General features: G+C 65.9%; 23 protein-coding genes. 12 read left to right on the top strand and 11 right to left on the bottom strand.

From position 1 onward, the window contains the following. Nucleotides 1-167: 167 nt before the first annotated feature. Genes hemW through rph form a run of 3 tightly spaced genes read right to left on the bottom strand, consistent with a single transcriptional unit; the run spans nucleotide 168 to nucleotide 2,729 of the window. Nucleotides 168-1,352 (bottom strand): radical SAM family heme chaperone HemW, encoded by a 1,185-nt coding sequence (gene hemW / locus ACRQ5Q_RS00890; protein WP_439399959.1) that lies wholly within the window; start codon nucleotides 1,350-1,352, stop codon nucleotides 168-170. Nucleotides 1,353-1,368: 16 nt separating this feature from the next. Continuing rightward, nucleotides 1,369-2,004, bottom strand: a complete 636-nt coding sequence (gene rdgB, locus ACRQ5Q_RS00885; protein ID WP_439372378.1) for an RdgB/HAM1 family non-canonical purine NTP pyrophosphatase — start codon at nucleotides 2,002-2,004, stop codon at nucleotides 1,369-1,371. A gap of 11 nt (nucleotides 2,005-2,015) precedes the next feature. Continuing rightward, complete coding sequence (gene rph / locus ACRQ5Q_RS00880) at nucleotides 2,016-2,729, bottom strand: ribonuclease PH (RefSeq protein ID WP_439372379.1); 714 nt, start codon at nucleotides 2,727-2,729, stop codon at nucleotides 2,016-2,018. Between the two features lie 182 nt (nucleotides 2,730-2,911). Here rph and hrcA point away from each other — a divergent pair, with 182 nt between their 5' ends. Continuing rightward, the gene (gene hrcA, locus ACRQ5Q_RS00875) at nucleotides 2,912-4,000 is read left to right on the top strand and encodes a heat-inducible transcriptional repressor HrcA (protein WP_439372380.1); all 1,089 of its coding nucleotides are present in this window, start codon (nucleotides 2,912-2,914) and stop codon (nucleotides 3,998-4,000) included. A gap of 96 nt (nucleotides 4,001-4,096) precedes the next feature. Continuing rightward, a complete protein-coding gene (grpE, locus tag ACRQ5Q_RS00870) occupies nucleotides 4,097-4,714 on the top strand; it encodes a nucleotide exchange factor GrpE (protein ID WP_439372381.1) in 618 nt (205 codons plus the stop codon). Nucleotides 4,715-4,845: 131 nt separating this feature from the next. On the opposite strand, the gene pncA is transcribed toward grpE, so the two are convergent. Beyond that, nucleotides 4,846-5,568, bottom strand: coding sequence for a bifunctional nicotinamidase/pyrazinamidase (gene pncA / locus ACRQ5Q_RS00865; RefSeq protein ID WP_439375775.1), 723 nt, complete (start codon nucleotides 5,566-5,568; stop codon nucleotides 4,846-4,848). Nucleotides 5,569-5,653: 85 nt separating this feature from the next. Next, entirely contained in the window at nucleotides 5,654-6,595 is a 942-nt protein-coding gene (locus tag ACRQ5Q_RS00860) for a hypothetical protein (RefSeq protein ID WP_439395600.1), read from the bottom strand. 392 nt (nucleotides 6,596-6,987) lie between these two features. On the opposite strand from ACRQ5Q_RS00860, the gene dnaK reads away from it, so the two are divergent. The 8 genes from dnaK (at nucleotide 6,988) to ACRQ5Q_RS00820 (ending at nucleotide 14,427) form a co-directional block, all read left to right on the top strand. Further along, nucleotides 6,988-8,889 carry a molecular chaperone DnaK gene (gene dnaK / locus ACRQ5Q_RS00855; RefSeq protein WP_197954174.1) on the top strand — a complete coding sequence of 634 codons (1,902 nt, stop codon included), beginning with the start codon at nucleotides 6,988-6,990 and terminating at the stop codon, nucleotides 8,887-8,889. Between the two features lie 245 nt (nucleotides 8,890-9,134). After that, nucleotides 9,135-10,268, top strand: a complete 1,134-nt coding sequence (gene dnaJ, locus ACRQ5Q_RS00850; RefSeq protein WP_439372383.1) for a molecular chaperone DnaJ — start codon at nucleotides 9,135-9,137, stop codon at nucleotides 10,266-10,268. 88 nt (nucleotides 10,269-10,356) lie between these two features. Further along, nucleotides 10,357-10,956, top strand: coding sequence for a class I SAM-dependent methyltransferase (locus tag ACRQ5Q_RS00845; RefSeq protein ID WP_439372384.1), 600 nt, complete (start codon nucleotides 10,357-10,359; stop codon nucleotides 10,954-10,956). A 171-nt stretch (nucleotides 10,957-11,127) separates the two neighbouring features. Beyond that, nucleotides 11,128-11,706: an NADPH-dependent FMN reductase gene (locus ACRQ5Q_RS00840; RefSeq protein ID WP_439372385.1), complete on the top strand. Its 579-nt coding sequence runs from the start codon at nucleotides 11,128-11,130 to the stop codon at nucleotides 11,704-11,706. A 6-nt stretch (nucleotides 11,707-11,712) separates the two neighbouring features. Beyond that, nucleotides 11,713-12,426 (top strand): orotidine-5'-phosphate decarboxylase, encoded by a 714-nt coding sequence (gene pyrF, locus ACRQ5Q_RS00835; RefSeq protein WP_439372386.1) that lies wholly within the window; start codon nucleotides 11,713-11,715, stop codon nucleotides 12,424-12,426. Nucleotides 12,427-12,522: 96 nt separating this feature from the next. After that, nucleotides 12,523-12,834, top strand: coding sequence for a DUF1330 domain-containing protein (locus ACRQ5Q_RS00830; RefSeq protein WP_439395598.1), 312 nt, complete (start codon nucleotides 12,523-12,525; stop codon nucleotides 12,832-12,834). Nucleotides 12,835-12,964: 130 nt separating this feature from the next. Continuing rightward, nucleotides 12,965-13,780, top strand: coding sequence for a 4-hydroxy-tetrahydrodipicolinate reductase (dapB, locus tag ACRQ5Q_RS00825; protein ID WP_439395596.1), 816 nt, complete (start codon nucleotides 12,965-12,967; stop codon nucleotides 13,778-13,780). 23 nt (nucleotides 13,781-13,803) lie between these two features. Next, nucleotides 13,804-14,427: a 2,3-bisphosphoglycerate-dependent phosphoglycerate mutase gene (locus ACRQ5Q_RS00820; protein WP_439372389.1), complete on the top strand. Its 624-nt coding sequence runs from the start codon at nucleotides 13,804-13,806 to the stop codon at nucleotides 14,425-14,427. Between the two features lie 40 nt (nucleotides 14,428-14,467). Here ACRQ5Q_RS00820 and ACRQ5Q_RS00815 read toward each other — a convergent pair whose 3' ends face one another. After that, nucleotides 14,468-15,364, bottom strand: a complete 897-nt coding sequence (locus tag ACRQ5Q_RS00815; protein ID WP_439372390.1) for a methylated-DNA--[protein]-cysteine S-methyltransferase — start codon at nucleotides 15,362-15,364, stop codon at nucleotides 14,468-14,470. Nucleotides 15,365-15,418: 54 nt separating this feature from the next. Further along, complete coding sequence (locus ACRQ5Q_RS00810; RefSeq protein WP_439395594.1) at nucleotides 15,419-15,937, bottom strand: DUF2244 domain-containing protein; 519 nt, start codon at nucleotides 15,935-15,937, stop codon at nucleotides 15,419-15,421. 22 nt (nucleotides 15,938-15,959) lie between these two features. On the opposite strand from ACRQ5Q_RS00810, the gene nth reads away from it, so the two are divergent. Continuing rightward, a complete protein-coding gene (gene nth, locus ACRQ5Q_RS00805; RefSeq protein ID WP_439395592.1) occupies nucleotides 15,960-16,742 on the top strand; it encodes an endonuclease III in 783 nt (260 codons plus the stop codon). 22 nt (nucleotides 16,743-16,764) lie between these two features. Here the strand turns inward: nth and ACRQ5Q_RS00800 are convergent, their stop codons facing one another. The 3 genes from ACRQ5Q_RS00800 to ACRQ5Q_RS00790 all read right to left on the bottom strand — a co-directional run bounded on the left by ACRQ5Q_RS00800 (nucleotide 16,765) and on the right by ACRQ5Q_RS00790 (nucleotide 20,636). Then, on the bottom strand, nucleotides 16,765-17,505 hold the full coding sequence (locus ACRQ5Q_RS00800; RefSeq protein ID WP_439395590.1) for a sulfate transporter family protein: 741 nt from the start codon (nucleotides 17,503-17,505) through the stop codon (nucleotides 16,765-16,767). Between the two features lie 173 nt (nucleotides 17,506-17,678). Then, nucleotides 17,679-18,125 (bottom strand): nickel-responsive transcriptional regulator NikR, encoded by a 447-nt coding sequence (nikR, locus tag ACRQ5Q_RS00795; RefSeq protein ID WP_439395588.1) that lies wholly within the window; start codon nucleotides 18,123-18,125, stop codon nucleotides 17,679-17,681. A gap of 57 nt (nucleotides 18,126-18,182) precedes the next feature. Further along, nucleotides 18,183-20,636 (bottom strand): heavy metal translocating P-type ATPase, encoded by a 2,454-nt coding sequence (locus ACRQ5Q_RS00790; protein WP_439395586.1) that lies wholly within the window; start codon nucleotides 20,634-20,636, stop codon nucleotides 18,183-18,185. A 62-nt stretch (nucleotides 20,637-20,698) separates the two neighbouring features. On the opposite strand from ACRQ5Q_RS00790, the gene ACRQ5Q_RS00785 reads away from it, so the two are divergent. Then, nucleotides 20,699-20,974: a metal-sensitive transcriptional regulator gene (locus ACRQ5Q_RS00785; RefSeq protein ID WP_063198826.1), complete on the top strand. Its 276-nt coding sequence runs from the start codon at nucleotides 20,699-20,701 to the stop codon at nucleotides 20,972-20,974. 166 nt (nucleotides 20,975-21,140) lie between these two features. Here ACRQ5Q_RS00785 and ACRQ5Q_RS00780 read toward each other — a convergent pair whose 3' ends face one another. Further along, nucleotides 21,141-22,106, bottom strand: a complete 966-nt coding sequence (locus ACRQ5Q_RS00780; RefSeq protein WP_439372396.1) for a YiiX/YebB-like N1pC/P60 family cysteine hydrolase — start codon at nucleotides 22,104-22,106, stop codon at nucleotides 21,141-21,143. Nucleotides 22,107-22,277: the final 171 nt, after the last annotated feature.

Raw genomic sequence — 22,277 nt, 5'->3', positions numbered from 1 at the left:
TTCACATTTGAAAATTTTTCCCGCGGCCATCCTTCGAGACGCCCGCTTCAGGCGGGCTCCTCAGGCGGCGTGTAAGCGCCGTCTCGAAGGACGAGGCGTGCGCGCAGGCCGCCGCAACGAGCCATATGCGATAGCCCTGCCGCTTGCGGGGAGATGCGAAGATCTCGCTACGCCGCGAGATCCGCGACCACGGCATCCAGCACCGGGAATCCGCTGTTCGTCACGCGCAGCCGTCCCGTCGCATCGACCGTGATCGCGCCTTCCTCGCGCAGCAACGCGATGCGCCTGGGGTCGAGCGGTCGGCCTGACAGCGCCTTGTAGCGCTCGGGGTCGATGCCTTCGGCGAGGCGCAATCCCATCAGCAAGAATTCGTCGGCGCGCTCCTCGCTGTTGAGGAGATCGTCGGTGACGACGCCGTCGCCGTTGGTCTCGACCCGCAGCAGCCAGGCCTCGGGGCGCCTCTCCGTGGCGGTGGCATGGCGCACGCCGTCGATGTCGAGACGGCCGTGTGCGCCGGGACCGATGCCGGCATATTCCTCGCCGCGCCAGTAGACCAGATTGTGCCGGCACTCGGCGCCGCGCCGCGCGTGGTTGGAGATCTCGTAGGCGGGTAGCCCAAGCTTGTCGCAGGTCTCCTGCGTGACGTCGTAGAGCGCGCGTGAGACCGCTTCGTCCGGCGTCTTCAATTTGCCGGCCTGGTGCAGGCCGAAGAACGGCGTGCCTTCCTCGATCGTCAATTGATAGAGCGACAGATGCTCGGCCGCTTCATCGATGGCGTGCCTGAGCTCGTCGGCCCACATCGCCGGCGTCTGGTCGGGGCGGGCGTAGATCAGGTCGAACGAATAGCGGTCGAACGAGCGGCGCGCGATGGCGACGGCATCGAGCGCCTCGCGCGCGCTGTGCATGCGGCCGAGCGCCTTGAGCGAGGCATCGTCGAGTGCCTGCACGCCGAGCGAGACGCGGTTGACGCCGGCTGAACGATAGCCGGCAAAGCGCGTGGCTTCGACGCTGGTCGGGTTCGCTTCGAGCGTCACCTCGACGTCGCCGGCGACGGTCCAGTGCTTGCCGATCGCATCGAGCACCGCGCCGACTGTTGAAGGCTGCATCAGCGAGGGCGTGCCGCCGCCCAGAAAGATCGAGGTCACTTCACGTCCGGGCGCGCGCTCGGCCGTGGTTGCGATCTCGCGCGCGAAGGCCGACGCAAACCGCGCTTCGTCGATCGCGGCGTGGCGGACATGGCTGTTGAAGTCGCAATAGGGGCACTTCGACAGGCAGAACGGCCAGTGCACGTAGACGCCGAAGGCTTCCGATTCCTGTCTTGACGCGTTTTCCCGGCGCGAACCGGCATCCACTTCGCTCGACAACGCTCTAGCGCGGCTCAAGGCAGATCTCCGCCAGTTTCACGAAGGCGCGGGCGCGATGCGACAGGCCGAGGCCGAGCGGCGGCAGGCCGTGCTTCTCGATGCTTTCCATCTCGCCGAAGGTGCGGCTGTGGCCATCGGGCAGGAACATCGGATCGTAGCCGAAGCCGGCAGTGCCGCGCGGCGGCCACACCAGCGTGCCGTCGACCCGGGCCTCGACCTCCTCGAGATGATCGTCCGGCCACGCCACGCAGAGCGCGGAGACGAAATGCGCCGTTCGGCGGTCGGGCGTGGTCGCGCCCCGTTCCTGCAACAGCCGCTCGATCTGGGCCATCGCCGCGTTGAAATCCTTGGTCGGGCCGGCCCAGCGCGCGCTGTAGATGCCGGGCGCGCCGTCGAGCGCGTCGACGACGATACCGGAATCATCGGCGAACGCGGGAAGCTTCGTCGCCTTCGCCGCCGCGATCGCCTTGATCGCGGCGTTGCTGCCGAAGTCGTTGCCGGTTTCCGCGGGCTCGTCCAGGCCGAGCTCACCGGCCGACACCGCCTCGATCCCGTACGGCGCAAGCAACTCCTCCATCTCGGCGAGCTTGCCGGGATTGTGGGTGGCGATGACGAGCTTTCCGGTGATTCGGCGGTGCATGGGCCTATTGACTACGCGACAGCCAGTTTCTGCAAGTCCACGAGACGCGCGACGCCCTTGCGCGCCAGCGCCATCAACGCCAGGAACTCGGTTTCCGTGAACGGCTCGCGTTCCGCGGTGCCCTGCACCTCGATGATGCGGCCGTCGCCGGTCATGACGAAATTGGCGTCGGTCTCGGCCTCGGAATCCTCGGCATAATCGAGGTCGAGCACCGGCGTGCCGTTGTAGATGCCGCAGGAGATCGCGGCGACGTTGTCGCGCAGCACGTTGGCCTTGATCATGTTGCGCGCCTTCATCCAGTTGATGCAATCGGCGAGTGCGACCCAGGCGCCGGTGATCGAGGCCGTGCGGGTGCCGCCGTCGGCCTGGAGCACGTCGCAATCGACCGTGATCTGGCGCTCGCCGAGCGCTTCGAGATCGACGATGGTGCGAAGCGAGCGGCCGATCAGGCGCTGGATCTCGACGGTGCGGCCGCTCTGCTTGCCGGCCGAGGCCTCGCGGCGGGTGCGCTCGGAGGTCGCGCGCGGCAGCATGCCGTATTCGGCGGTGACCCAGCCGCGGCCCTGGCCCTTCAGCCACGGCGGCAGGCGGTCTTCCAGCGTGGCGGTGACCAGCACATGGGTGTCGCCGAATTTCACCAGGCACGAGCCTTCCGCATATTTGACCACGCCGCGCTCCAGCGTCACGGGGCGCAATTCGTCGGGCGCACGGCGGCTTGGCCGCATGGGAAATCCTCCAAAACTTTCGGAAAAGGGCTGTTCGCGGTGCTTGTAGGTGGGGTCAGGGTGAGCGGCAAGGGGGAAGATCAGCGCTTAATCGCCCCCGGTTTTCCACCCCGCAAACGCCACGCTTGTCAGAACCGTCCCGGATGGACAAATTATGAGCATCTGAGAGGAGTTAACCGTCTGTGGCCCATCACGATCCGATCCATCTGATCGCGCCGCGCGCAGGCCTCGCCCAGCTCAACGAGCGTTCCCGCGACATCTTTCGTCAAATTGTCGAAAGCTATCTCGCAACCGGCGAGCCGGTCGGCTCGCGCAACATTTCCCGCCTGATCGCCACGCCGCTGTCGCCGGCCTCGGTCCGTAACGTCATGGCGGACCTGGAACAGCTCGGCCTGATCTATGCCCCGCACACCTCGGCGGGCCGGCTGCCGACGGAACTCGGGCTGCGCTTCTTCGTCGACGCCCTGATGCAGGTCGGCGATCTCACCGAGGCCGAACGGCAGTCGATCCAGAGCCAGCTTGCCACGGTCGGCCAGGCCCAGTCGGTCGAGGCGGCACTGGACCAGGCGCTGACGCGGCTGTCGGGCCTGACCCGTGCGGCAGCGGTGGTGCTGACCCCGAAATCCAATGCGCGGCTCAAGCACATCGAATTCGTCCGGCTGGAACCGGAAAAGGCGCTGGTGATCCTGGTCGGCGAGGACGGCCAGGTCGAAAACCGCGTGCTGACGCTGCCGCCCGGAGTTCCATCGTCCGCGATCACCGAAGCCGGCAATTTCCTCAATGCGCGGATTCGCGGGCGGACCCTGGCCGAGGCGCGGCTCGAGCTCGAAACCGCGCTCGGGCAAGCCCGCGCCGAGCTCGATCAATTGACGCAGAAAGTGATCTCGGCCGGCATCGCCAGCTGGTCCGGCGGCGAGAACGAGGACCGCCAGCTGATCGTCCGCGGCCACGCCAATCTGCTGGAAGATCTGCACGCGCTGGAGGATCTGGAGCGCGTGCGCCTGCTGTTCGACGATCTCGAGACCAAGCGCGGCGTCATCGACCTCTTGGGCCGGGCCGAGACCGCGGAGGGCGTGCGCATCTTCATCGGTTCCGAGAACAAGCTGTTTTCCTTGTCCGGCTCCTCCACGATCATCTCGCCCTATCGGGATGCCGCCGGCCACATCGTCGGTGTTTTGGGCGTGATCGGGCCGACGCGGCTGAATTACGCCCGCGTGATCCCGACCGTCGACTACGCCGCCCGCATCGTCAGCCGCCTCCTGGGGGGCTGACCGGCGTTTGCGCCGATCACGGGCGCTTGATTTTCGGACGCTTAGGCACGATATCCGGGCCAACAATCCCTGGAAACGAGTTCGAGATCAGAGCCGATGACCGAGCAAGACCGGCAACCCGAAGACACGACTGCAGCGACCGGCGAGCCCGTGGTGTCAAAACCCTACATCATGCCCGACGATCCCGAGCCCGGCTCGGTGGAGACATTGCAGAAGGAAGCAGCCGAGGCGCGCGATCGCATGCTGCGGACGCTGGCCGAGATGGAGAATTTGCGCAAGCGCACCACGAAGGAGGTCGCTGACGCCCGTCTTTATGGCATCACCGGCTTTGCCCGCGACGTGCTCGACATCGCCGACAATCTCCAGCGCGCGCTCGATGCCGTTCCGGCCGAAGCGCGTGCTGCGGCCGATCCCGGGCTGACCTCGCTGATCGAGGGCGTCGAGCTCACCGAGCGCTCGCTGCTCAACGCGCTGGAAAAGCACGGCGTGAAGAAGTTCGATCCCTTGGGCCAGAAATTCGACCCGAACTTCCAGCAGGCGATGTTCGAAGTGCCCGATGCGTCGGTGCCGTCGGGCACCGTCGTGCAGGTCGTGCAGGCCGGCTACACCATCGGCGAGCGCGTGCTGCGCCCGGCGCTGGTCGGTGTCGCCAAGGGCGGCGCGAAGCCTGCGCCCGCGGCGAACAACAACGAGTCGAGCGGCGCGACGAACTGAGTCTTAGAACCCTCCCTCGTGGTGAGGAGCCGCGCCCTTGCGCGGCGCCTCGAACCATGAAGGGCAAGATGTTACGGCGGGGCCCTTCATCCTTCGAGGCGCGCGCGAAGGAGCGCGCTCCTCAGCGCCGCCTACGCACTCACCGCGATATCCGCGGACTGAATCCGCTTCACGCCGGCCTTGGCCATGTCGGCCCAGGCCTTTGCCAGCGAGCCCTGGGTGTCGATGCCGCGGCAGGCGTCTTCCACCACATAGACCTCGAAGCCCGCCTTGCGTGCGTCCAGCGCGGTCCAGGCGACGCAGAAATCCGTCGCAAGGCCAGCGACGAACACGCGCTTGATCTTGCGGCCCTTCAGGTAGCCGGCGAGGCCCGTCGAGGTCTTGCCGTCGGCTTCGAGGAACGCTGAATAGCTGTCGACGTCCTTGTGAAACCCCTTGCGGATGATGAGCTCGGCATGCGGGATCGACAGGTCCTTCGACAGCGCGGCGCCATCGGTGCCCTGCACGCAATGATCCGGCCACAGCACCTGCTTGCCGTAGGGCAGGTCGATGGTCTCGAACGGCTTCTTGCCGGAATGCACCGACGCAAACGACACGTGGCCGGGCGTGTGCCAGTCCTGCGTCATCACCACGTTCGCAAACGCTTTGGCCATCTTGTTGATGACGGGCACCACCTGTTCGCCTTCCTTCACCGCAAGGCTGCCGCCGGGCAGGAAACAGTTTTGCACGTCGATCACGAGCAGCGCGGACGCATCGTCCGGCTTGATCGATGCCGCTGCAAACGGCGCGGTTGGCGCGAGGGTCGCCAGCGCCGTCGTTCCAAGCATTGCCAAGATTTGTCGCCGATCCAGCATCATTCGTCTCCCGCCGGGATGATCCAACCGGGGAAGTATACGAACAGAAGCCCGAAAATGCAGCCGGGTTTGGTGAGGGCTTGGGCTACCCCTTCGGCTGGATCCCGTCGCGCACGGCGCGGAAGCGGGTGAAGGCGGCTTGCCACTGGTCGCGCGGGGCGCTGGCGATGATGCGCAGCGAGGCGCCGCCGCTCGAGAAGCGGATCCACTGCACCACGGTCACCGGCGTCTTGTCCTTGCCGCTGACGCCGTCAATCCGGGTCTCGAAGCCCTGCTGGCCGTTGATGCGGATCGGCTCCGACATGGTGACGCGGGATTCGCGCACGCCGGGGATCTGGAGCGCGGCCTCCTGGGCGAAGCGGGCGCGATCGTCGGCGGCTTGCGGGGTCGCGCCGATCAGGCCGAGGATCATGAACGGCTTCGACTCATAGCCTGCGCTCTCGTTGCCGTCGGCGAGGATGATGCTGGAGCCCGGCGCCAGCGTGCGGATGTCCTTGAAGTCGGCGAGATCGGTGATCTTGAACGGCATCAAGGCGATCTGCTCCTCGGTCGAGACCTGCTTGCGGGTGGTGGCGCTCGCGAACATCTGCCGAACCGCCTCGTCGGTGTAGATCTTGGTCGCATTCTCCGGGATCTGCACCGCGACATAGCCGGAGAAGCCGGCGCCCGGCACGATCATCGAATAGCGTTTCACCGGGGTCTCCCCGGCCTTGCCGCTCTCGGTGGTGAAATAGGCAAGGCCCGCGGGCGTCTCGATCTTATCCTGCTTGACGCCGCCAGCGCCGGCCGGATTGGAATTGAAGGCGCTCACGACCTCGCCATAGGCCGCCGGCGGCAGCTCGGTGATCAGCACCTTGACGCTGCCGTCCTCGCTCTCGAAGCCCGGAAAGGTTTTTGCCGTGCCGAGGCCGACCAGCGGCACCATGCCGAGGCGCAGGCCCGGCGGGAAAACGGCGTCGGCAGCCATGGCCGGAAGCGCGGAGGCAACGAGGAGGGTGAGCGCGGCGAGGGGGCGGATCAGCTTCATTGGGCACTCTGATTGGTTCACATTGAGGCCGTTCGATGGTCGGCGCCGGGCGCTTTGTCGCGCGAAGCAGCCCTTGGCGCGGCGGTCGGCCGGCCGACTTTTAGCGGGTTTGGCCTTGCCGTAACAGGGTGTGGCGGGTTGCCGGGGCGGGGTGGCGATCCGCCGGACCTGTTAATATCTCCTCACCCGCAAGGGCGGTCGAGCCCGGATATGATGTCCTAAAACCCAATGTTTTCACGGCCGAAACGTTGCTCCGGTCCTTGCGGGCCCCTGCCCCCCTCCTATATGAGCCTCAATCATCGCAATATCGCGGATGTTTGATCTTAGGGGGTTTCGGTTTGGGTGCCTTCTGGGCCCAGCCAACCTGCCGCAAAAAGAAGGATATCAGGACCATGGGAAAGGTCATTGGGATCGACCTCGGCACCACGAACTCGTGCGTCGCCGTGATGGACGGCAAAAACGCCAAAGTCATCGAGAATTCCGAAGGCATGCGCACGACGCCTTCGATCGTCGCCGTGACGGACGACGGTGAGCGCCTCGTCGGCCAGCCTGCCAAGCGCCAGGCCGTTACCAATCCAGAGCGTACGTTCTTCGCAGTGAAGCGCCTCATCGGCCGCCGCTACGACGACCCGATGGTCGAGAAGGACAAGAAGCTCGTTCCTTACAAGATCGTGAAGGCTTCCAACGGCGACGCCTGGGTCGAGGCCGACGGCCAGACCTACTCGCCCTCGCAGGTCTCCGCTTTCATCCTGCAGAAGATGAAGGAGACCGCGGAAGCCCATCTCGGCCAGAAGGTCGAGCAGGCCGTCATCACCGTTCCCGCCTACTTCAACGACGCCCAGCGCCAGGCGACCAAGGACGCCGGCAAGATCGCGGGCCTTGAAGTGCTGCGCATCATCAACGAGCCGACCGCGGCCGCGCTCGCCTATGGCCTCGACAAGACCAAGGCCGGCACGATCGCCGTGTACGACCTCGGCGGTGGCACCTTCGATATCTCCATTCTCGAGATCGGCGACGGCGTGTTCGAGGTGAAGTCGACCAACGGCGACACCTTCCTCGGCGGCGAAGATTTCGACATGCGTCTGGTCGGCTATCTCGCCGACGAGTTCCAGAAGGAGCAGGGCATCAACCTGCGCAACGACAAGCTCGCGCTTCAGCGTCTGAAGGAAGCCGCTGAAAAGGCCAAGATCGAGCTGTCGTCGACGACGCAGACCGAGATCAACCTGCCCTTCATCACCGCGGACCAGACCGGCCCGAAGCATCTGACGATGAAGCTGACCCGCGCCAAGTTCGAGGCGCTGGTCGACGACCTCGTGCAGAAGACCATCGAACCCTGCCGCAAGGCGCTGAAGGACGCCGGCGTCACCGCCGGTGAGATCGGCGAGGTGGTTCTGGTCGGCGGCATGACCCGCATGCCGAAGGTCCAGGAAGTCGTGAAGCAACTGTTCGGCAAGGAGCCGCACAAGGGCGTCAACCCGGACGAAGTCGTGGCGATCGGCGCTGCGATCCAGGCCGGCGTGCTCCAGGGCGACGTCAAGGACGTGCTGCTGCTGGACGTGACCCCGCTGTCGCTGGGCATCGAGACGCTGGGCGGCGTGTTCACCCGCATCATCGACCGCAACACCACGATCCCGACCAAGAAGAGCCAGGTGTTCTCGACGGCTGAAGACAATCAGAATGCCGTCACCATCCGCGTCTTCCAGGGTGAGCGTGAAATGGCGGCCGACAACAAGATGCTCGGCCAGTTCGACCTGATGGGCATTCCGCCGGCTCCGCGCGGCATGCCGCAGATCGAGGTGACCTTCGACATTGACGCCAACGGCATCGTCAACGTCTCGGCCAAGGACAAGGCCACCGGCAAGGAGCAGCAGATCCGCATCCAGGCCTCGGGCGGCCTGTCGGAAGCCGACATCGAGAAGATGGTCAAGGACGCCGAGGCCAATGCCGAGGCGGACAAGAAGCGCCGCGAGGCCGTCACCGCCAAGAACGAGGCGGATGGTCTGGTGCATTCGACCGAGAAGGCATTGGCCGAGCACGGTTCGAAGGTTGCCGAGAGCGAGCGCCGCGCCATCGAGGATGCGGTCAGCGACCTCAAGGAAGCGCTGAAGGGCGACGACGCTGAGGCGATCAAGGCCAAGACCCAGACGCTGGCTCAGGCTTCGATGAAGCTCGGCGAGGCCATGTACAAGCAGCAGGCCGAGGCCGACGCCAAGAAGGACGCGGCCAAGGACGACGTCGTCGACGCGGAGTTCACCGAAGTCGACGACGACAAGAACAACAAGAAGTCCGCCTGAACCCCGAGAGGGTGACGATGCGGACGACTTGGACCCCACACGCGCTAACGGCCTCCTCCCTCACGGGGGAGGCCGTCGTGTCGGGCTCGTCGGGTGATGCGCCCGCTACGATCAATCAATTCCCAGCCGTTATTCTCAACGCTGCCAAGCAACCCTCTGCCGCGAGGTCGAAGGGTGCCTATATCGTTGCGTGGCAACGTTGCTTCGCCCCAACTTGAATCGCGATTGGATAGACCGAGCCCAGCATGTCCACGTCCACCAAGCGCTGCTATTACGAGACCCTCGAAGTCGACCGCGACGCCGACGAATCCAAGCTGAAATCGTCGTTCCGCAAGCTGGCGATGAAGTTTCACCCCGACCGCAACCCCGGGGACGACACCAGCGAGATCAAGTTCAAGGAAATCAACGAGGCCTACGAGGTCCTGAAGGACAAGGACAAGCGCGCGGCCTATGACCGCTTCGGCCATGCCGCCTTCGAGCAGGGCGGTCCCGGCGGCGGCGCCGGTTTCGGCGCCGGCTTCGCCTCCTCCTTCTCCGACATTTTCGAGGACCTGTTCGGCATGGCCGGACAGCGCGGCCGCGGCGGCCGCGAGCGCGGCGCCGATCTGCGCTACAACATGGAGATCACGCTCGAGGAAGCCTTCAGCGGCAAGACCGCGCAGATCGAGATCCCGGTCTCGGTCACCTGCGAGTCCTGCTCGGGCATCGGCGCCAAGGCCGGCACCAAGCCGAAGACCTGCTCGACCTGCGGCGGCGCCGGCCGCGTGCGGCAGTCGCAGGGCTTCTTCACGCTCGAGCGCACCTGCCCGGGCTGCCAGGGCCGCGGCCAGATGATCGAGGACGCCTGCCCGTCCTGCGCGGGACAGGGCCGCGTCACCCGCGAGCGCACGCTCTCGGTCAACATTCCCGCCGGCGTCGAGGACGGCACGCGGATCAGGCTCGCCGGCGAAGGCGAGGCCGGGGTTCGCGGTGGTCCGCCCGGCGACCTCTACATCTTCCTGTCGCTGGCCCAGCACCAGTTCTTCCAGCGCGACGGCGCCGACCTGCATTGCCGCGTGCCGATCTCGATGGTGACCGCCGCGCTTGGCGGTGAATTCGAGGTGCCGACCATCGACAAGGCCAAGGCGAAGGTGAAGGTGCCGGCCGGGACCCAGTCCAACCGTCGATTCCGCATTGCATCAAAAGGCATGCCGGTGCTGCGCTCGCGCCAGACCGGCGACATGTACGTTCAGGTCGTGGTCGAGACTCCGCAGAACCTCACCAAGAAGCAGCAGGAGTTGCTGGCCGAGTTCGAAAAGCTCTCCTCTGGCAACACCCAGCCGGAATCCGAGGGTTTCTTCGCCAAGGTCAAGGACTTCTTCGGTAATCGGGCGAGTTGACCCGGCTTGACCGTACCGCCTGCGGCCTATACCTGTTTATGACCATTTTCTGACACGCCGCGGTCCCGCGGTCCCGTCCGGTCCAGACATGCCATTGCCATCGTCCGCGCGAGCGTTGAAGAAGCCCCGTCTCGACGACGAGGTGCGCTTTCTGAGATCGTGGATCGAAAAGCCCCTCCACATGGGCGCGGTGATGCCGTCGGGCAAGCTCCTGGCCCGCACCATGGCGCATTACGTCGACATCAATTCGGATGCTCCCGTGGTCGAGCTCGGACCCGGTACCGGCGCCATCACCTCGGCGCTGATCGAGCGCGGCGTCGAGCAGAAGCGTCTCGTCCTCGTCGAATACAATCCCGGCTTTTGCGCGCTGCTGCGCGACCGCTACCCGCAAGCCAAGGTCGTGCAGGGCGACGCCTACCGCCTCCGCGACACGCTCTGGAACGTGCTGAGCGCGCCCGCCAGCGCGGTTGTTTCGGGCCTGCCGCTCGTCACAAAACCGATGCTGACGCGGCTGCGGCTCATTCGCGATGCCTTCACGGCGCTCGCGCCCGGCGCGCCCTTCGTTCAGTTCACCTACGCGGTGGTGCCGCCGATCCCGAAATCGTTGCCGGGCGTGTCCACGGAGGCCTCGGAACGGATCTGGATGAACCTTCCGCCGGCACGCGTCTGGGTGTATCGCAAGGACTAATCTGTCGCTGCGAACGCGGCGCGCCCCTTTCCCGCTTGCGGGGGCAGGGTCGGGGTGGGGGTCTCTCCGCAGTCGAGATCGTCCCCCGTTGGGAGAAAGCCCCCTCCCGCCGCGCTTCGCGCGTCGACCTCCACCGCAAGCGGGAGAGGTGGATCGGAGTTTGCCGCCCGGATGTCCGCACCGAAAATCCTGGTCATTCCCGGCTCGCTGCGCACGGGCTCGCACAATGCGAAGCTGGCGGCGGTCATTGCGTATGAGTTCGTGCGGGCCGGCGTCGACGTCACCCGCATCTCGCTCGCCGATTTTCCGCTGCCGATCTATGACGGCGATCTCCAGGCCAAGTCCGGCGTGCCCAAGAACGCGATCAATCTGAAGCGCATGATCGGCGCGCATCACGGCGTGCTGATCGTCTCGCCCGAATACAATGCCTCGGTGCCGCCGCTGCTCAAGAACGCGATCGACTGGGTCAGCCGCGTCCACGATTTGCACGAGGTGCGCGGCGCGGTGTTCCGCAATCGCACCTTTGCGCTCGCCGGCGCTTCGCAGAGCCGGCTGGGCGCCGCCCGCGCGCTCCAGGCCTTGCGCCTGATCCTGACCTCCTGCCACGCCAATGTGATTGCCAGCCAGCTCGCGCTCGCCTTTGCCGACCAGGCCTATGACGATATGGACAGGCTGAAGAACGAGCGCGATATCACCGCGTTGAAGGAGCTGGTCGCGCAGTTGATCGACGTTTCCCAACGCATGATGTGAGGTGACATGACGCCCGCCGAGATCGCCCCGAAAGACCGCCTGATCGTTGCGCTCGATCTGCCGAGCGTTGATGCCGCGGAGGCGATGATCGCGAAGCTCGGCGACAGCGTCACCTTCTACAAGATCGGCTATCAGCTCGCCTATGCCGGCGGCCTGCCGCTGATCGGCAAGCTCGCCGACAGGGGCAAGAAGGTGTTTGCCGATCTCAAGATGCACGACATCGGCAACACCGTGACGCGCGGTGTCGAAAGCGTCGCCAAGCTGGGCGCGACCTTCGTCACCGTGCACGCCTATCCGCAGACCCTGAAGGGCGCCGTCGAAGGCCGCGGCAATGCCAGCCTGAAGATTCTCGCCGTCACGGTGCTGACGTCCTACAACGACGATGATCTGCACGCCGCCGGCTATCGGCTCAGCGTCTCCGAACTGGTCGAGGCGCGCGCGCAGCAGGCGCAGGTGCTCGGCGTCGATGGCCTCGTGTCCTCGCCGGAGGAAGTCGGAGCCTTGCGCAAGATCGTCGGTCATCAGATGAGCCTCGTCACCCCCGGCATTCGCCCGGCGGGTTCGGCCAGCGGCGACCAGAAGCGCATCATGACGCCCGGCCGCGCGATCACCGCGGGCGCCGATTATCTCGTCGTCGGGCGACCAGTGGTGGAAGCTGCTGATCCAAAGGCCGTCGCTGACGCCATCCACGCCGAGATCGCGCAGGCGCTCGGAGCATGATCCCGACCCGAACGGCCGCGCCAGCGCAAAGTGTGAAGCGGTTGTCCGATCAGACCATGCTCAAATAGAGACCACCAACAACGAGGGAGAGGATCAATGGCAAAAGGCTACTGGATCGGGCGCGTCGACGTGAGCAATGAGGAGGGCTACAAGCCCTACGCCGTCGCCAACGGCCCGATCTTCAAGAAGTGGGGCGGCCGCTTCGTCGTTCGTGCCGGCAAGTTCACCACCGTCGAAGGCGCCAGCCGCACCCGCAACGTCGTGATCGAGTTCCCGGACTATCAGACCGCGATCGCCTGCTATAACTCGCCGGAATACCAGGCCAACATCAAGGTGCGTCAGCCGCACTCGATCGCCGACCTCATCATCATCGAGGGCTACGACGGCCCGCAGCCGCAGGACGGCTGAGGCGCGATCTCGTCTTACCCTCCCTTGGAGGGCCCCTCGAGGGGAGGGTGCGCGCATGTCACGCGCTGATGCCTCTCGGTTGCCGGAACTGCATCCCCCCGCTACAACGGCCCTTGAAGAGGATCACACCATGTCCGACATGCGCTTGATTGTTGCAGGAGCCGGCGGCCGGATGGGCCGCGCGCTGGTGCGGGCGATTGCCGAGAGCAAAGGTGCGGTGCTGGCGGGCGCGCTGGAGGCGCCGGCCTCCGATCTGCTCGGCAAGGACGCCGCCGTGCTCGCAGGCCTGCCGGCCAACGGCATCAAGCTATCCGCCGATCTCTGGGCGATGTCGAAGGACGCCGATGGGATCCTCGATTTCACCGTGCCGGCCGCGACCATCGCCAATGTCGCGATCGCCGCCGAGCGCGGCCTCGTCCATGTCATCGGCACCACCGGGCTGTCCGGCTCCGACAATGCCGTCATCAAGAGCGTCACCAACCGGGCGGTGGTGGTGCAATCGGGCAATATGAGCCTGGGCGTCAATCTGCTCGCCGCCGTGGTCAAGCGTGTCGCCAAGGCACTCGATGAGAGCTTCGACATCGAGATCGTCGAGACCCATCACCGCATGAAGGTCGATGCGCCCTCGGGCACGGCGCTGATGCTGGGTCAGGCCGCCGCCAGCGGCCGCGGCGTCACGCTCGATGAACATTCCGAGCGTGGTCGCGACGGCATCACCGGCGCGCGCCGGCCGGGCAATATCGGTTTCGCCTCCTTGCGCGGCGGCACCGTGGCCGGCGACCACAGCGTGACCTTCCTCGGTCCGTTCGAGCGCTTGACGCTGTCGCACCAGGCCGAGGACCGCATGCTGTTCGCGCACGGTGCGCTCAAGGCGGCGCTGTGGGCGCATGGCAAGGCGGCGGGGCATTACTCCATGGCCGACGTGCTCGGCCTGTCCGATTTCTGATCGAACCCAACGGAAAGCAGTCAATGAGCGAACGTCTCCTCGTGCTCGTGCGCCACGGCCAGAGCGAATGGAATCTGAAGAACCTGTTCACGGGCTGGAAGGATCCTGACCTCACCGAGCTCGGCGTGAAGGAAGCCAGGGAAGCCGGCCGCAAGCTGAAGGCTCAGGGCCTCGTGTTCGATGTCGCCTTCACCTCGGTCCTGACGCGCGCGCAGCACACGCTCGACCTCATCCTCGGCGAGCTCGGCCAGGAGGGCCTGCCGACCTCGAAGGACCTCGCGCTGAACGAGCGCGACTATGGCGATCTCTCCGGGCTCAACAAGGACGATGCGCGCAAGAAATGGGGCGAGGAGCAGGTGCATGTCTGGCGCCGCTCCTACGACGTGCCGCCGCCCGGCGGCGAGAGCCTGAAGGACACGCTGGCGCGCGCATTGCCGTACTACGTGCAGGAGATCCTGCCCGGCGTGCTCAACGGCAAGCGCACGCTGGTCGCCGCCCACGGCAACTCGCTGCGCGCGCTGATCATGGTGCTGGAAAAGCTGTCACCCGAGGGCATCCTGAAGCGCGAGCTCGCCACGGGCGTGCCGATCATCTACCGGCTGAACGCCGATTCGACGGTGGCCTCGAAGCTGGATCTGGCGGCCTGATCCCTTCGCCTCTCCCCGCGTGCGGGGAGAGGGAGGAGAGCTACTGCACCCCGACCCGCCCGGCTTCCCAGCCCAGCATTGCCTGCTTGCGGGTGATGCCCCAGTGATAGCCGGTGAGCGTGCCGCTCTTGCCGAGTGCGCGGTGGCAGGGCACGACGAACGAGACCGGGTTCTTGCCGACGGCTGCGCCGACGGCGCGCGAGGCCTTCGGGCTGTTGATGTTGCAGGCGATGTCGGAATAGGACACCGCGCGGCCCATCGGAATCTTCAGCAGCGTCTCCCACACCCGCACCTCGAAATCGGTGCCGATCAGGACCACGCGCAGCGGCTGGTCGGGCCGCCAGAGTTTCGGGTCGAAGATGCGCGCGGCTAGCGGCGCGGTGCCTTCGTGATCCTCGACATAGGTCGCCTTCGGCCAGCGCCGTGTCATGTCGGCGAGCGCGATCTTCTCTTCGCCATGATCGGCGAAGGCGAGGCCCGACAGGCCACGGTCGGTCGCGATCACGATGGCGGTGCCGAACGGCGAGGGATGGAAACCGTAGCGCAAGGTGAGCCCCGCGCCGCCATTCTTCCATTCGCCCGGCGACATCGCTTCATGGGTGACGAAGAGATCGTGCAGCCGGCCCGGCCCCGACAGACCGGAGTCGAGCGCGGCATCGAGGATGCTGGCGGAGTCGCGCAGCAGGCCCTTCGCATGGTCCAGGGTAAGCGCCTGCATGAAAGCCTTCGGCGTGATCGAGGCCCAGCGGCGGAACAGATGGTGCAGCTCGTCCGGCGTGACGCCGGCCGCATCCGCCATCGCCTCGATGGTCGGCTGCGCGCGCCAGTTCTCCGAGATGAACGCGATCGCCCGGCGCACGGAATCATAGTCGCGCAGCGCGGCGTTCTGGGGGCCCGGCTTGGCCAGGCGCTGGTCATGGATTGCGAGTGTCATCATGACCGGAAATGTAGGAGGGGGGCGGGTCTGAAACCACCCGATTTCCGACTGCGATCAGCTGATCGGATTGTAGGTCGGTCCACGCTTGGCGGCGTTGAGCGCCTCAACCAAGCCTTTGTAAAAACTTGCCTTTTCCTCAGGCCCGAGGAACTTCGCAATCTGGATCTGGTGGCCGCGCGAGATCAGATAGAGATGCTCGATGCCGAAATCCTCGTCGACCTCCATGTCGAGGCGGACCCAGAGCGGATTGAAGGTCCATTCGGCGACCTGGCCGCGATGGCTGATGCGCCGCACCCGCAGCTCGGAGGTCGTGACGGTGATCTCCTCGCGCGCCCGCCCCGTGCCGAAATTGACCTTGAAGGCCCACCAGACCACGAGCACGTCCAGGCCGAAGAAGCCGAGCACGGGCCAGGCGCCCTTCAACAGGAAGGCGAGGCCGGTGGCAAAGCTGACGACGCTCAAGAACAGCATCACCGCGAGGAAGCCGGTGCGGTTCAGCGAGCGGTGCGGCGTCAGCAGCGCGGAGAAGATCTGAGGTTCTTTCTCCCGCTCAATTTCGTTGCCTGTGCTCATCGTCCCTCAGTATATCCCGATCATGGCCAAAATCATCCGCAAGCCGGTCCCGCGCAAAGCCGCCATGCCGAAGAAAAAGGCAAAGGCGGCGGTCGCCAAGCCCAAGCCCAAGCCCAAGGCCAAGGCCAAGCCCACGACGCCCGCGAAGAAATCGCTCAAGGCCATGAAACCCTGGACGCCGGCGGAGATCCACGAGGTCTTCAGCCGGTTTCGCAAGGCCAATCCGGAGCCGAAGGGCGAGCTCGAGCACGTCAATCCGTTCACGCTGCTGGTGGCCGTGGTGCTGTCGGCGCAGGCGACCGACGCCGGCGTCAACAAGGCGACCCGCGCCTTGTTCGAGGTCGCCGATACGCCGCAGAAGATGCTCGATCTCGGCGAGGAGCGCTTGCGCGACTACATCAAGACCATCGGCCTCTATCGCACCAAGGCCAAGAACGTCATGGCGCTGTCGGCGAAGGTGCTCAGCGAGTTCGGCGGCGAGGTGCCGCGCACCCGCGCGGAGATCGAGTCGTTGCCTGGTGCGGGGCGCAAGACCGCCAATGTCGTGCTCAACATGGCCTTCGGCGAGCACACCATCGCGGTCGACACCCATGTCTTCCGCGTCGGCAATCGCACGGCACTTGCGCCCGGCAAGACGCCGCTCGAAGTGGAGCTTGGCCTCGAAAAGGTGATCCCGGCCGAGTTCATGCTGCACGCTCATCACTGGCTGATCCTGCACGGCCGCTATACCTGCCTCGCACGCAAGCCGCGCTGCGAGGTGTGCCTGATCAACGATCTCTGCCGCTGGCCGGAGAAGACGGTGTGAGCACGCCGCGCGCCGGCCGTCGTCAGCGCATCTGACGCGCCGGCTCGATCAGCTCGGGGCGCGGGCCCGACAGGCGCTTGTGCATGTGGACCATGAAGGCCATGCCGAAGATCGGCGTAGCCAGATTGACGATCGGGATCGAGACGAAGGCGGCGATGAACAGGCCGGCGGTGAAGATGGTCGCGGCGTTGCCGCGCCGCATCGCCTTGGCTTCCTCCGGCGTGCGGAAGCGCATCGCGGCGAGCTCGAAATATTCGCGACCCAAAAGCCAGGCGGCGGCGAGGAAGAAGATCAGGAAGCCGGCGCCGGCGAAGAACACGAGCGGCAGCGCGGCGAGATAAACCAGGATCGTCAGCAGCGCGGTCTTGATGCCCTCCAAGATCGCCTGGCTGAATGGCAGCGCGACGCCCGGGCGCTCGGCGGGATAATGCTCGCGCTCGACGATCTCGGCGACGTCGTCGACGAACAGGCTCGCCACCAGCGAGGTGATCGCCGGCATCAGGAAGATGCCGCCGAACACGACGCCAAGCCCCGCCGCGATCGAGACGATCCAGGACAAGACTTCGAGCGAGGCGTGCCAGCCCGGCCCGAGCAGGCCCTCCAGCCAGACCTCGCCAGAGGTCGCAAACCAGCTCAAGAGCCGCTGCAGGCCGATCGCCAGCACGGTGATCAGCACGAGCGCAAGCCCGATCGATCGCCACAGGATCGAGCGCATCGGCGGCGAGATCATTTGCGACAGCGCCTTCACGGCGGCATCCAGCATGGGCGACCCTCTGAGGTAGATTATCCGCGACAGGTAGATACCGAATGCGGCTTCGGCAAGGGCGGGCGGTCTCTCCACCAACGAGACCCGTCTCACCGCTACGCGGTGAGCCACCATCTCCCCACAAGGGCCCACAAGGGGAGAGGGGTCGGCACCGCGTATGTGGCTCGTCCCTACTCGTGCCGGTGCCCCTGCTTGCGGGCCTTCACGTGCTTGCCCTCGCCGGTCGGGATCATCACCACGCGGCCGTAGCGCACGCCGCGTTCGGCGATGATGTGGTCGGCGAAATGCCGGACCTCGTCGGCTGCGCCGCGCAATGCCGTCATCTCCATGCAATTGTTGTCGTCGAGATGGACGTGCAGCGTCGCCAGCGCGAGGTCGTGATGGCCGTGGAATTCCTGCACCAGCCGTTTCGACAGATCGCGCGCGGCATGGTCGTAGACATAGACGAGACCGGCCACGCATTGGCCGGTCAGCGCCGTGTCCTCTGTGCTCAGTTGCAGCCCGGCGCGGGCGAGGTCGCGGATGATCTCGGAGCGGTTCTGGTAGCCGCGCGCCTCGGCCGCGGCGTCGATCTCCGCCAGGAGGTCCTCCTCGATCGTGATCGTTATCCGCTGCATCAGGTCCTCTCCGCGCATATCGCCGAATGGACCTGTTTTACACGGATTTTGCGACACTCACAGCCGCGTTGCCCGCAGCCGCAGCGCGTTCCCGACCACGCTCACCGAGGACAGCGCCATCGCCGCAGCCGCGATGATCGGGGAGAGCAGCACGCCGAAGGTCGGATAGAGGATGCCGGCCGCGATCGGGATGCCGGCGGCGTTGTAGATGAAGGCGAAGAACAGGTTCTGGCGGATGTTGCTCATCGTCGCCTGCGACAGTTTTCGCGCCCGCACGATGCCGACGAGGTCGCCCTTGAGCAGGGTGACGCCGGCGCTTTCCATTGCGACGTCCGTGCCGGTGCCCATGGCGATGCCGACCTCGGCGGCAGCCAGCGCCGGCGCGTCGTTGACGCCGTCGCCGGCCATGGCGACGCTGCGGCCGGCCTTCTGCAGCTTCGTCACCACCGCGCTCTTCTGGTCCGGCAGCACCTCGGCTTCGACCTCGGCGATGCCGAGCCGGCGCGCCACGGCCTCCGCCGTCGTGCGATTATCGCCGGTCAGCATGATCACCTTGATGCCTTCGGCGGCCAGCGCCTTCAGCGCCTCCGGCGTCGAGGACTTGACCGGATCGGCGATCGCGAACAACCCGGCCAGCCGGCCGTCGACGGCCATGTTGATCACGGTCGCGCCGTCGCCGCGCAGCCGTTCGGCCTCGGCGTCGAGCGCCCCGGTGTCGATGCCGATCGACGACAGATATCTTGCGTTGCCGAGCACGACGGTCTTGCCGTCGACCTTGCCGGTCGCACCCTTGCCCGTCGGCGAATCGAACTGCTCGACCTGTCCAAGCGCGAGCTGCTTCTCCTTCGCCGCGCGCACGATGGCATCGCCCAGGGGATGCTCGCTGGCGCGCTCGACGGTGGCCGCAATGCGCAGGATGTCGTCTTCGGCAAAGCCGGACGCCGGCACAATCGTCACCACCTTGGGCTTGCCCTCGGTCAGCGTGCCTGTCTTGTCGACCACCAGCGTGTCGATCCTCTCCATCCGCTCCAGCGCCTCGGCGTTCTTGATCAGCACGCCGGCCTGCGCGCCGCGGCCGACGCCGACCATGATCGACATCGGGGTCGCAAGGCCCAGCGCGCAGGGGCAAGCAATGATCAGCACGCTGACGGCGGCGACGAGGCCGAAGGCGAGCCGCGGTTCCGGGCCGAACCAGGCCCAGGCGGCAAAGGCGGCGATGGCGACGACGATCACGGCGGGCACGAACCAGCCGGCGACCTGGTCGGCGAGGCGCTGGATCGGCGCGCGTGAGCGCTGCGCATCCGCGACCATCTGCACGATCTGCGACAGCAGCGTCTCGCGCCCGACCTTGTCGGCGCGCATGATGAAGCTGCCGGACTGGTTCAGCGTGCCGGCGATGACCTTTGCGCCGGTTTCCTTGGTGACCGGCATGGATTCGCCTGTCACGAGCGACTCATCGAGCGAGGAACGGCCCTCGATGATGACGCCGTCGACCGGCACCTTCTCGCCGGGACGAACGCGCAAGCGTTCGCCGGCATGGAGCGTGTCGATCTCGACCTCATGCTCGCCGCCGTCGACGTCGACGCGCCGCGCGGTCTTCGGCGCGAGTTGCAGCAACGCCTTGATCGCGCCCGATGTGGCGTCGCGGGCGCGCAGCTCCAGTACCTGGCCGAGCAGCACCAGCACCGTGATGACGGCCGCTGCCTCGAAATAGACCGCGACCGCGCCTTCATGGCCGCGGAAGTTCGCCGGGAAAATCTGCGGCGCGACGGTGCCGAGGACGCTGTAGAAGTAGGCAACGCCGGTGCCCATCGCGATCAGGGTGAACATGTTGAGGTTGCGCGTGACCAGCGACTGCCAGCCGCGGACGAAGAACGGCCAGCCGGCCCACAGCACCACGGGGGTTGCGAACACGAGCTGGATCCAGTTCGAGAGCGTCTGGTCGATCCAGTTGTGCGGACCTGCGAGATGGCCGCCCATCTCCAGCACCACGGCCGGCAGCGCCAGCGCGGCGCCGATCCAGAACCGCCGCGTCATGTCGGCGAGCTCGGGATTGGGGCCGGTCTCGAGGCTCGCCACTTCCGGCTCCAGCGCCATGCCGCAGATCGGGCAGGTGCCGGGGCCGACCTGACGGATCTCGGGATGCATCGGGCAGGTATAGATCGTGCCTGCCGGCAGATCAGGCTCTGGTGCCTTCTCCTTGGCGAGGTATTTGGCGGGATCGGCGGCGAACTTGGTGCGGCAGCCGGCCGAGCAGAAATGGAAGGTCTCGCCGTGATGCTGGAAGCGATGTCTTGACGTCGCGGGATCGACCGTCATGCCGCAGACGGGATCTTTGACCTCAGTTGCGGCATCACCATGGTCATGGCCGTGATGATGGGCATGGCCGGAATGATCGCCAGCGCCGCCGCAGCATGAGGAGGCCGCCGCCGTCGCCGCGGCCTTCGTGGAACAGCCGCACCCGGAATGCGTTTCCGCGTCGTGATGATGCCCGTGTTCTCTGTTGTTCATTCCCATGCTCCGGCCTTCCCTCGGGGCTTGCAACCCATACCCCGTAGGGGTATATAGACGCCATGCGCAAGGACATCAAGGCATCGGTCGGAAAACGTCTCGGTCGGATCGAGGGCCAGGTTCGCGGCCTCTCGAAAATGGTCGAGGAAGACCGCTACTGCATCGACATCGTGACGCAGATCTCGGCGGTGCGCGCCGCGCTGCGCCGGGTCGAGGAGGAGGTCCTGAAGGACCACGTCGCCCATTGCGTCGAGCACGCGATTGCGAGCGGCGACAAGGCGGACCAGCGCGCGAAAATCGCGGAGCTGATGGCGGTGATCGGACGGGCGGAGCGGTAGCGCGCGCTCTCTCCACCGTCATTGCGAGCGCAGCGAAGCAATCCAGACTGTTACCGCAGGGGCAGTCTGGATTGCTTCGTCGCAAGAGCTCCTCGCAATGACGGTGGAGAGAGCGCGCGCCGTTTCCCTCAGCGTCGTCCTGGCTTGCGCCAGGACGACCGTGGAGCTACGCCGCCATCTCCCGCGCCCGCGCGCGGTACGTCGCGAGCTCGCTCAGCAGCACGAAATGCTCGGAGAACGCGGCGGTGATCTCCGCAGGCTCTGTTTTCACTTCTTCAGCCGGAACTTCAGCCGGCGCTTCTTCGTCAATCGCTTCAGGAACGAGCGGCGGCGCACGGAGCGTTTCTGGAAACACACTGAAAGTGCCCGCCACCTCCTCGAGCGGCTTTTGCTTGTCCGCCCAGTGCAGGGCGGTGTAGTCGAATCCGTTGACGATGGTCGGCTTGACCACCTCGAAATAGGGCGAGATGTCGAAGTCGCGCGGCATGTACAGCGAGGAATCGCGGATGTGCAGGATCTCGCGGCGAGCGGCGCGGCTGCCGGCCTTGGTGATCTTCGGCAGGATCGGGTAGCGCACGGCGTCGAAGGCCTGCGCGATCAGCGCCGAGCAGATGATCTTGGTCGGATCGCCCGAGCCGAGCGCGATCATGCGCCGCCGCCAGCGCTGCGGCACCGGCAGCGGGAACAGGAAGCGCATCAGGTCGAGGATGTTCTTGGTGTCGTAGCCGAAGCCGATGCGGTTGATCGCGTAGCGGCAGACCGTGGTGCGGTCCTCGTAGGACAGTCCGACCGGGCGGCAGACGCGGGTGTGATACGGAAAGTATTTCGACAGCGGTGCCGACGTCACGCCCTCGCCGATATTGGCCTCGATCAGCACATGCGGCTCGCCGTTGGGCTCCACGGCGCCCTCGACCGGACCGACATAGAGCGCGGCATGCGACCAGGTCGACTGCGTCAGATATTTGATGATGCCGGAGATGCGGTTGTTGCCCTCGACCAGCAGCACGTCGCCTGGCTCGATGATGCCGCGCAGATGCTCGGGGTCGCTGGGCGTGAACGGCTCGTAGCCCGGCACCTCCTTCGAGAGGTACGCGGCAATCAGCTTGCCGACTGAATCAAGGACCGTCCCCATGTCGAACTCCCCCACGGCCTTTTCCGGCCGTCTTTTTTCCTTCTCTATCATGGTCGAAACGTGTTGCCATTCGGTTCATCGGTCTGTGAGATCAAGCACGATTGATTCACCATGATGGTTGCCGTGCAACATCAGATGCGGCAAGGTTCGCTGGCTGTTCCCGTTCGCCGC

The sequence above is a fragment of the Bradyrhizobium sp. PMVTL-01 genome (assembly GCF_051861855.1).
Classification (GTDB): domain Bacteria; phylum Pseudomonadota; class Alphaproteobacteria; order Rhizobiales; family Xanthobacteraceae; genus Bradyrhizobium.
This window is presented reverse-complemented; position numbering and strand designations above follow the sequence as displayed.

What these genes read in the sequence shown, in the direction of transcription:
- ACRQ5Q_RS00830 (WP_439395598.1), top strand. Translation starts at nt 12,523, where the DNA reads ATGGCAAAAGGCTACTGGATCGGGCGCGTCGACGTGAGCAATGAGGAG.
- nth (WP_439395592.1), top strand. Translation starts at nt 15,960, where the DNA reads ATGGCCAAAATCATCCGCAAGCCGGTCCCGCGCAAAGCCGCCATGCCG.
- ACRQ5Q_RS00800 (WP_439395590.1), bottom strand. Translation starts at nt 17,505, where the DNA reads ATGCTGGATGCCGCCGTGAAGGCGCTGTCGCAAATGATCTCGCCGCCG.
- ACRQ5Q_RS00860 (WP_439395600.1), bottom strand. Translation starts at nt 6,595, where the DNA reads ATGAAGCTGATCCGCCCCCTCGCCGCGCTCACCCTCCTCGTTGCCTCC.
- ACRQ5Q_RS00810 (WP_439395594.1), bottom strand. Translation starts at nt 15,937, where the DNA reads ATGAGCACAGGCAACGAAATTGAGCGGGAGAAAGAACCTCAGATCTTC.
- ACRQ5Q_RS00780 (WP_439372396.1), bottom strand. Translation starts at nt 22,106, where the DNA reads ATGGGGACGGTCCTTGATTCAGTCGGCAAGCTGATTGCCGCGTACCTC.
- pncA (WP_439375775.1), bottom strand. Translation starts at nt 5,568, where the DNA reads ATGCTGGATCGGCGACAAATCTTGGCAATGCTTGGAACGACGGCGCTG.
- dapB (WP_439395596.1), top strand. Translation starts at nt 12,965, where the DNA reads ATGTCCGACATGCGCTTGATTGTTGCAGGAGCCGGCGGCCGGATGGGC.
- rph (WP_439372379.1), bottom strand. Translation starts at nt 2,729, where the DNA reads ATGCGGCCAAGCCGCCGTGCGCCCGACGAATTGCGCCCCGTGACGCTG.
- rdgB (WP_439372378.1), bottom strand. Translation starts at nt 2,004, where the DNA reads ATGCACCGCCGAATCACCGGAAAGCTCGTCATCGCCACCCACAATCCC.
- dnaK (WP_197954174.1), top strand. Translation starts at nt 6,988, where the DNA reads ATGGGAAAGGTCATTGGGATCGACCTCGGCACCACGAACTCGTGCGTC.
- ACRQ5Q_RS00815 (WP_439372390.1), bottom strand. Translation starts at nt 15,364, where the DNA reads ATGATGACACTCGCAATCCATGACCAGCGCCTGGCCAAGCCGGGCCCC.
- grpE (WP_439372381.1), top strand. Translation starts at nt 4,097, where the DNA reads ATGACCGAGCAAGACCGGCAACCCGAAGACACGACTGCAGCGACCGGC.
- pyrF (WP_439372386.1), top strand. Translation starts at nt 11,713, where the DNA reads ATGACGCCCGCCGAGATCGCCCCGAAAGACCGCCTGATCGTTGCGCTC.
- dnaJ (WP_439372383.1), top strand. Translation starts at nt 9,135, where the DNA reads ATGTCCACGTCCACCAAGCGCTGCTATTACGAGACCCTCGAAGTCGAC.
- ACRQ5Q_RS00820 (WP_439372389.1), top strand. Translation starts at nt 13,804, where the DNA reads ATGAGCGAACGTCTCCTCGTGCTCGTGCGCCACGGCCAGAGCGAATGG.
- nikR (WP_439395588.1), bottom strand. Translation starts at nt 18,125, where the DNA reads ATGCAGCGGATAACGATCACGATCGAGGAGGACCTCCTGGCGGAGATC.
- ACRQ5Q_RS00785 (WP_063198826.1), top strand. Translation starts at nt 20,699, where the DNA reads ATGCGCAAGGACATCAAGGCATCGGTCGGAAAACGTCTCGGTCGGATC.
- ACRQ5Q_RS00840 (WP_439372385.1), top strand. Translation starts at nt 11,128, where the DNA reads ATGTCCGCACCGAAAATCCTGGTCATTCCCGGCTCGCTGCGCACGGGC.
- ACRQ5Q_RS00845 (WP_439372384.1), top strand. Translation starts at nt 10,357, where the DNA reads ATGCCATTGCCATCGTCCGCGCGAGCGTTGAAGAAGCCCCGTCTCGAC.
- ACRQ5Q_RS00790 (WP_439395586.1), bottom strand. Translation starts at nt 20,636, where the DNA reads ATGAACAACAGAGAACACGGGCATCATCACGACGCGGAAACGCATTCC.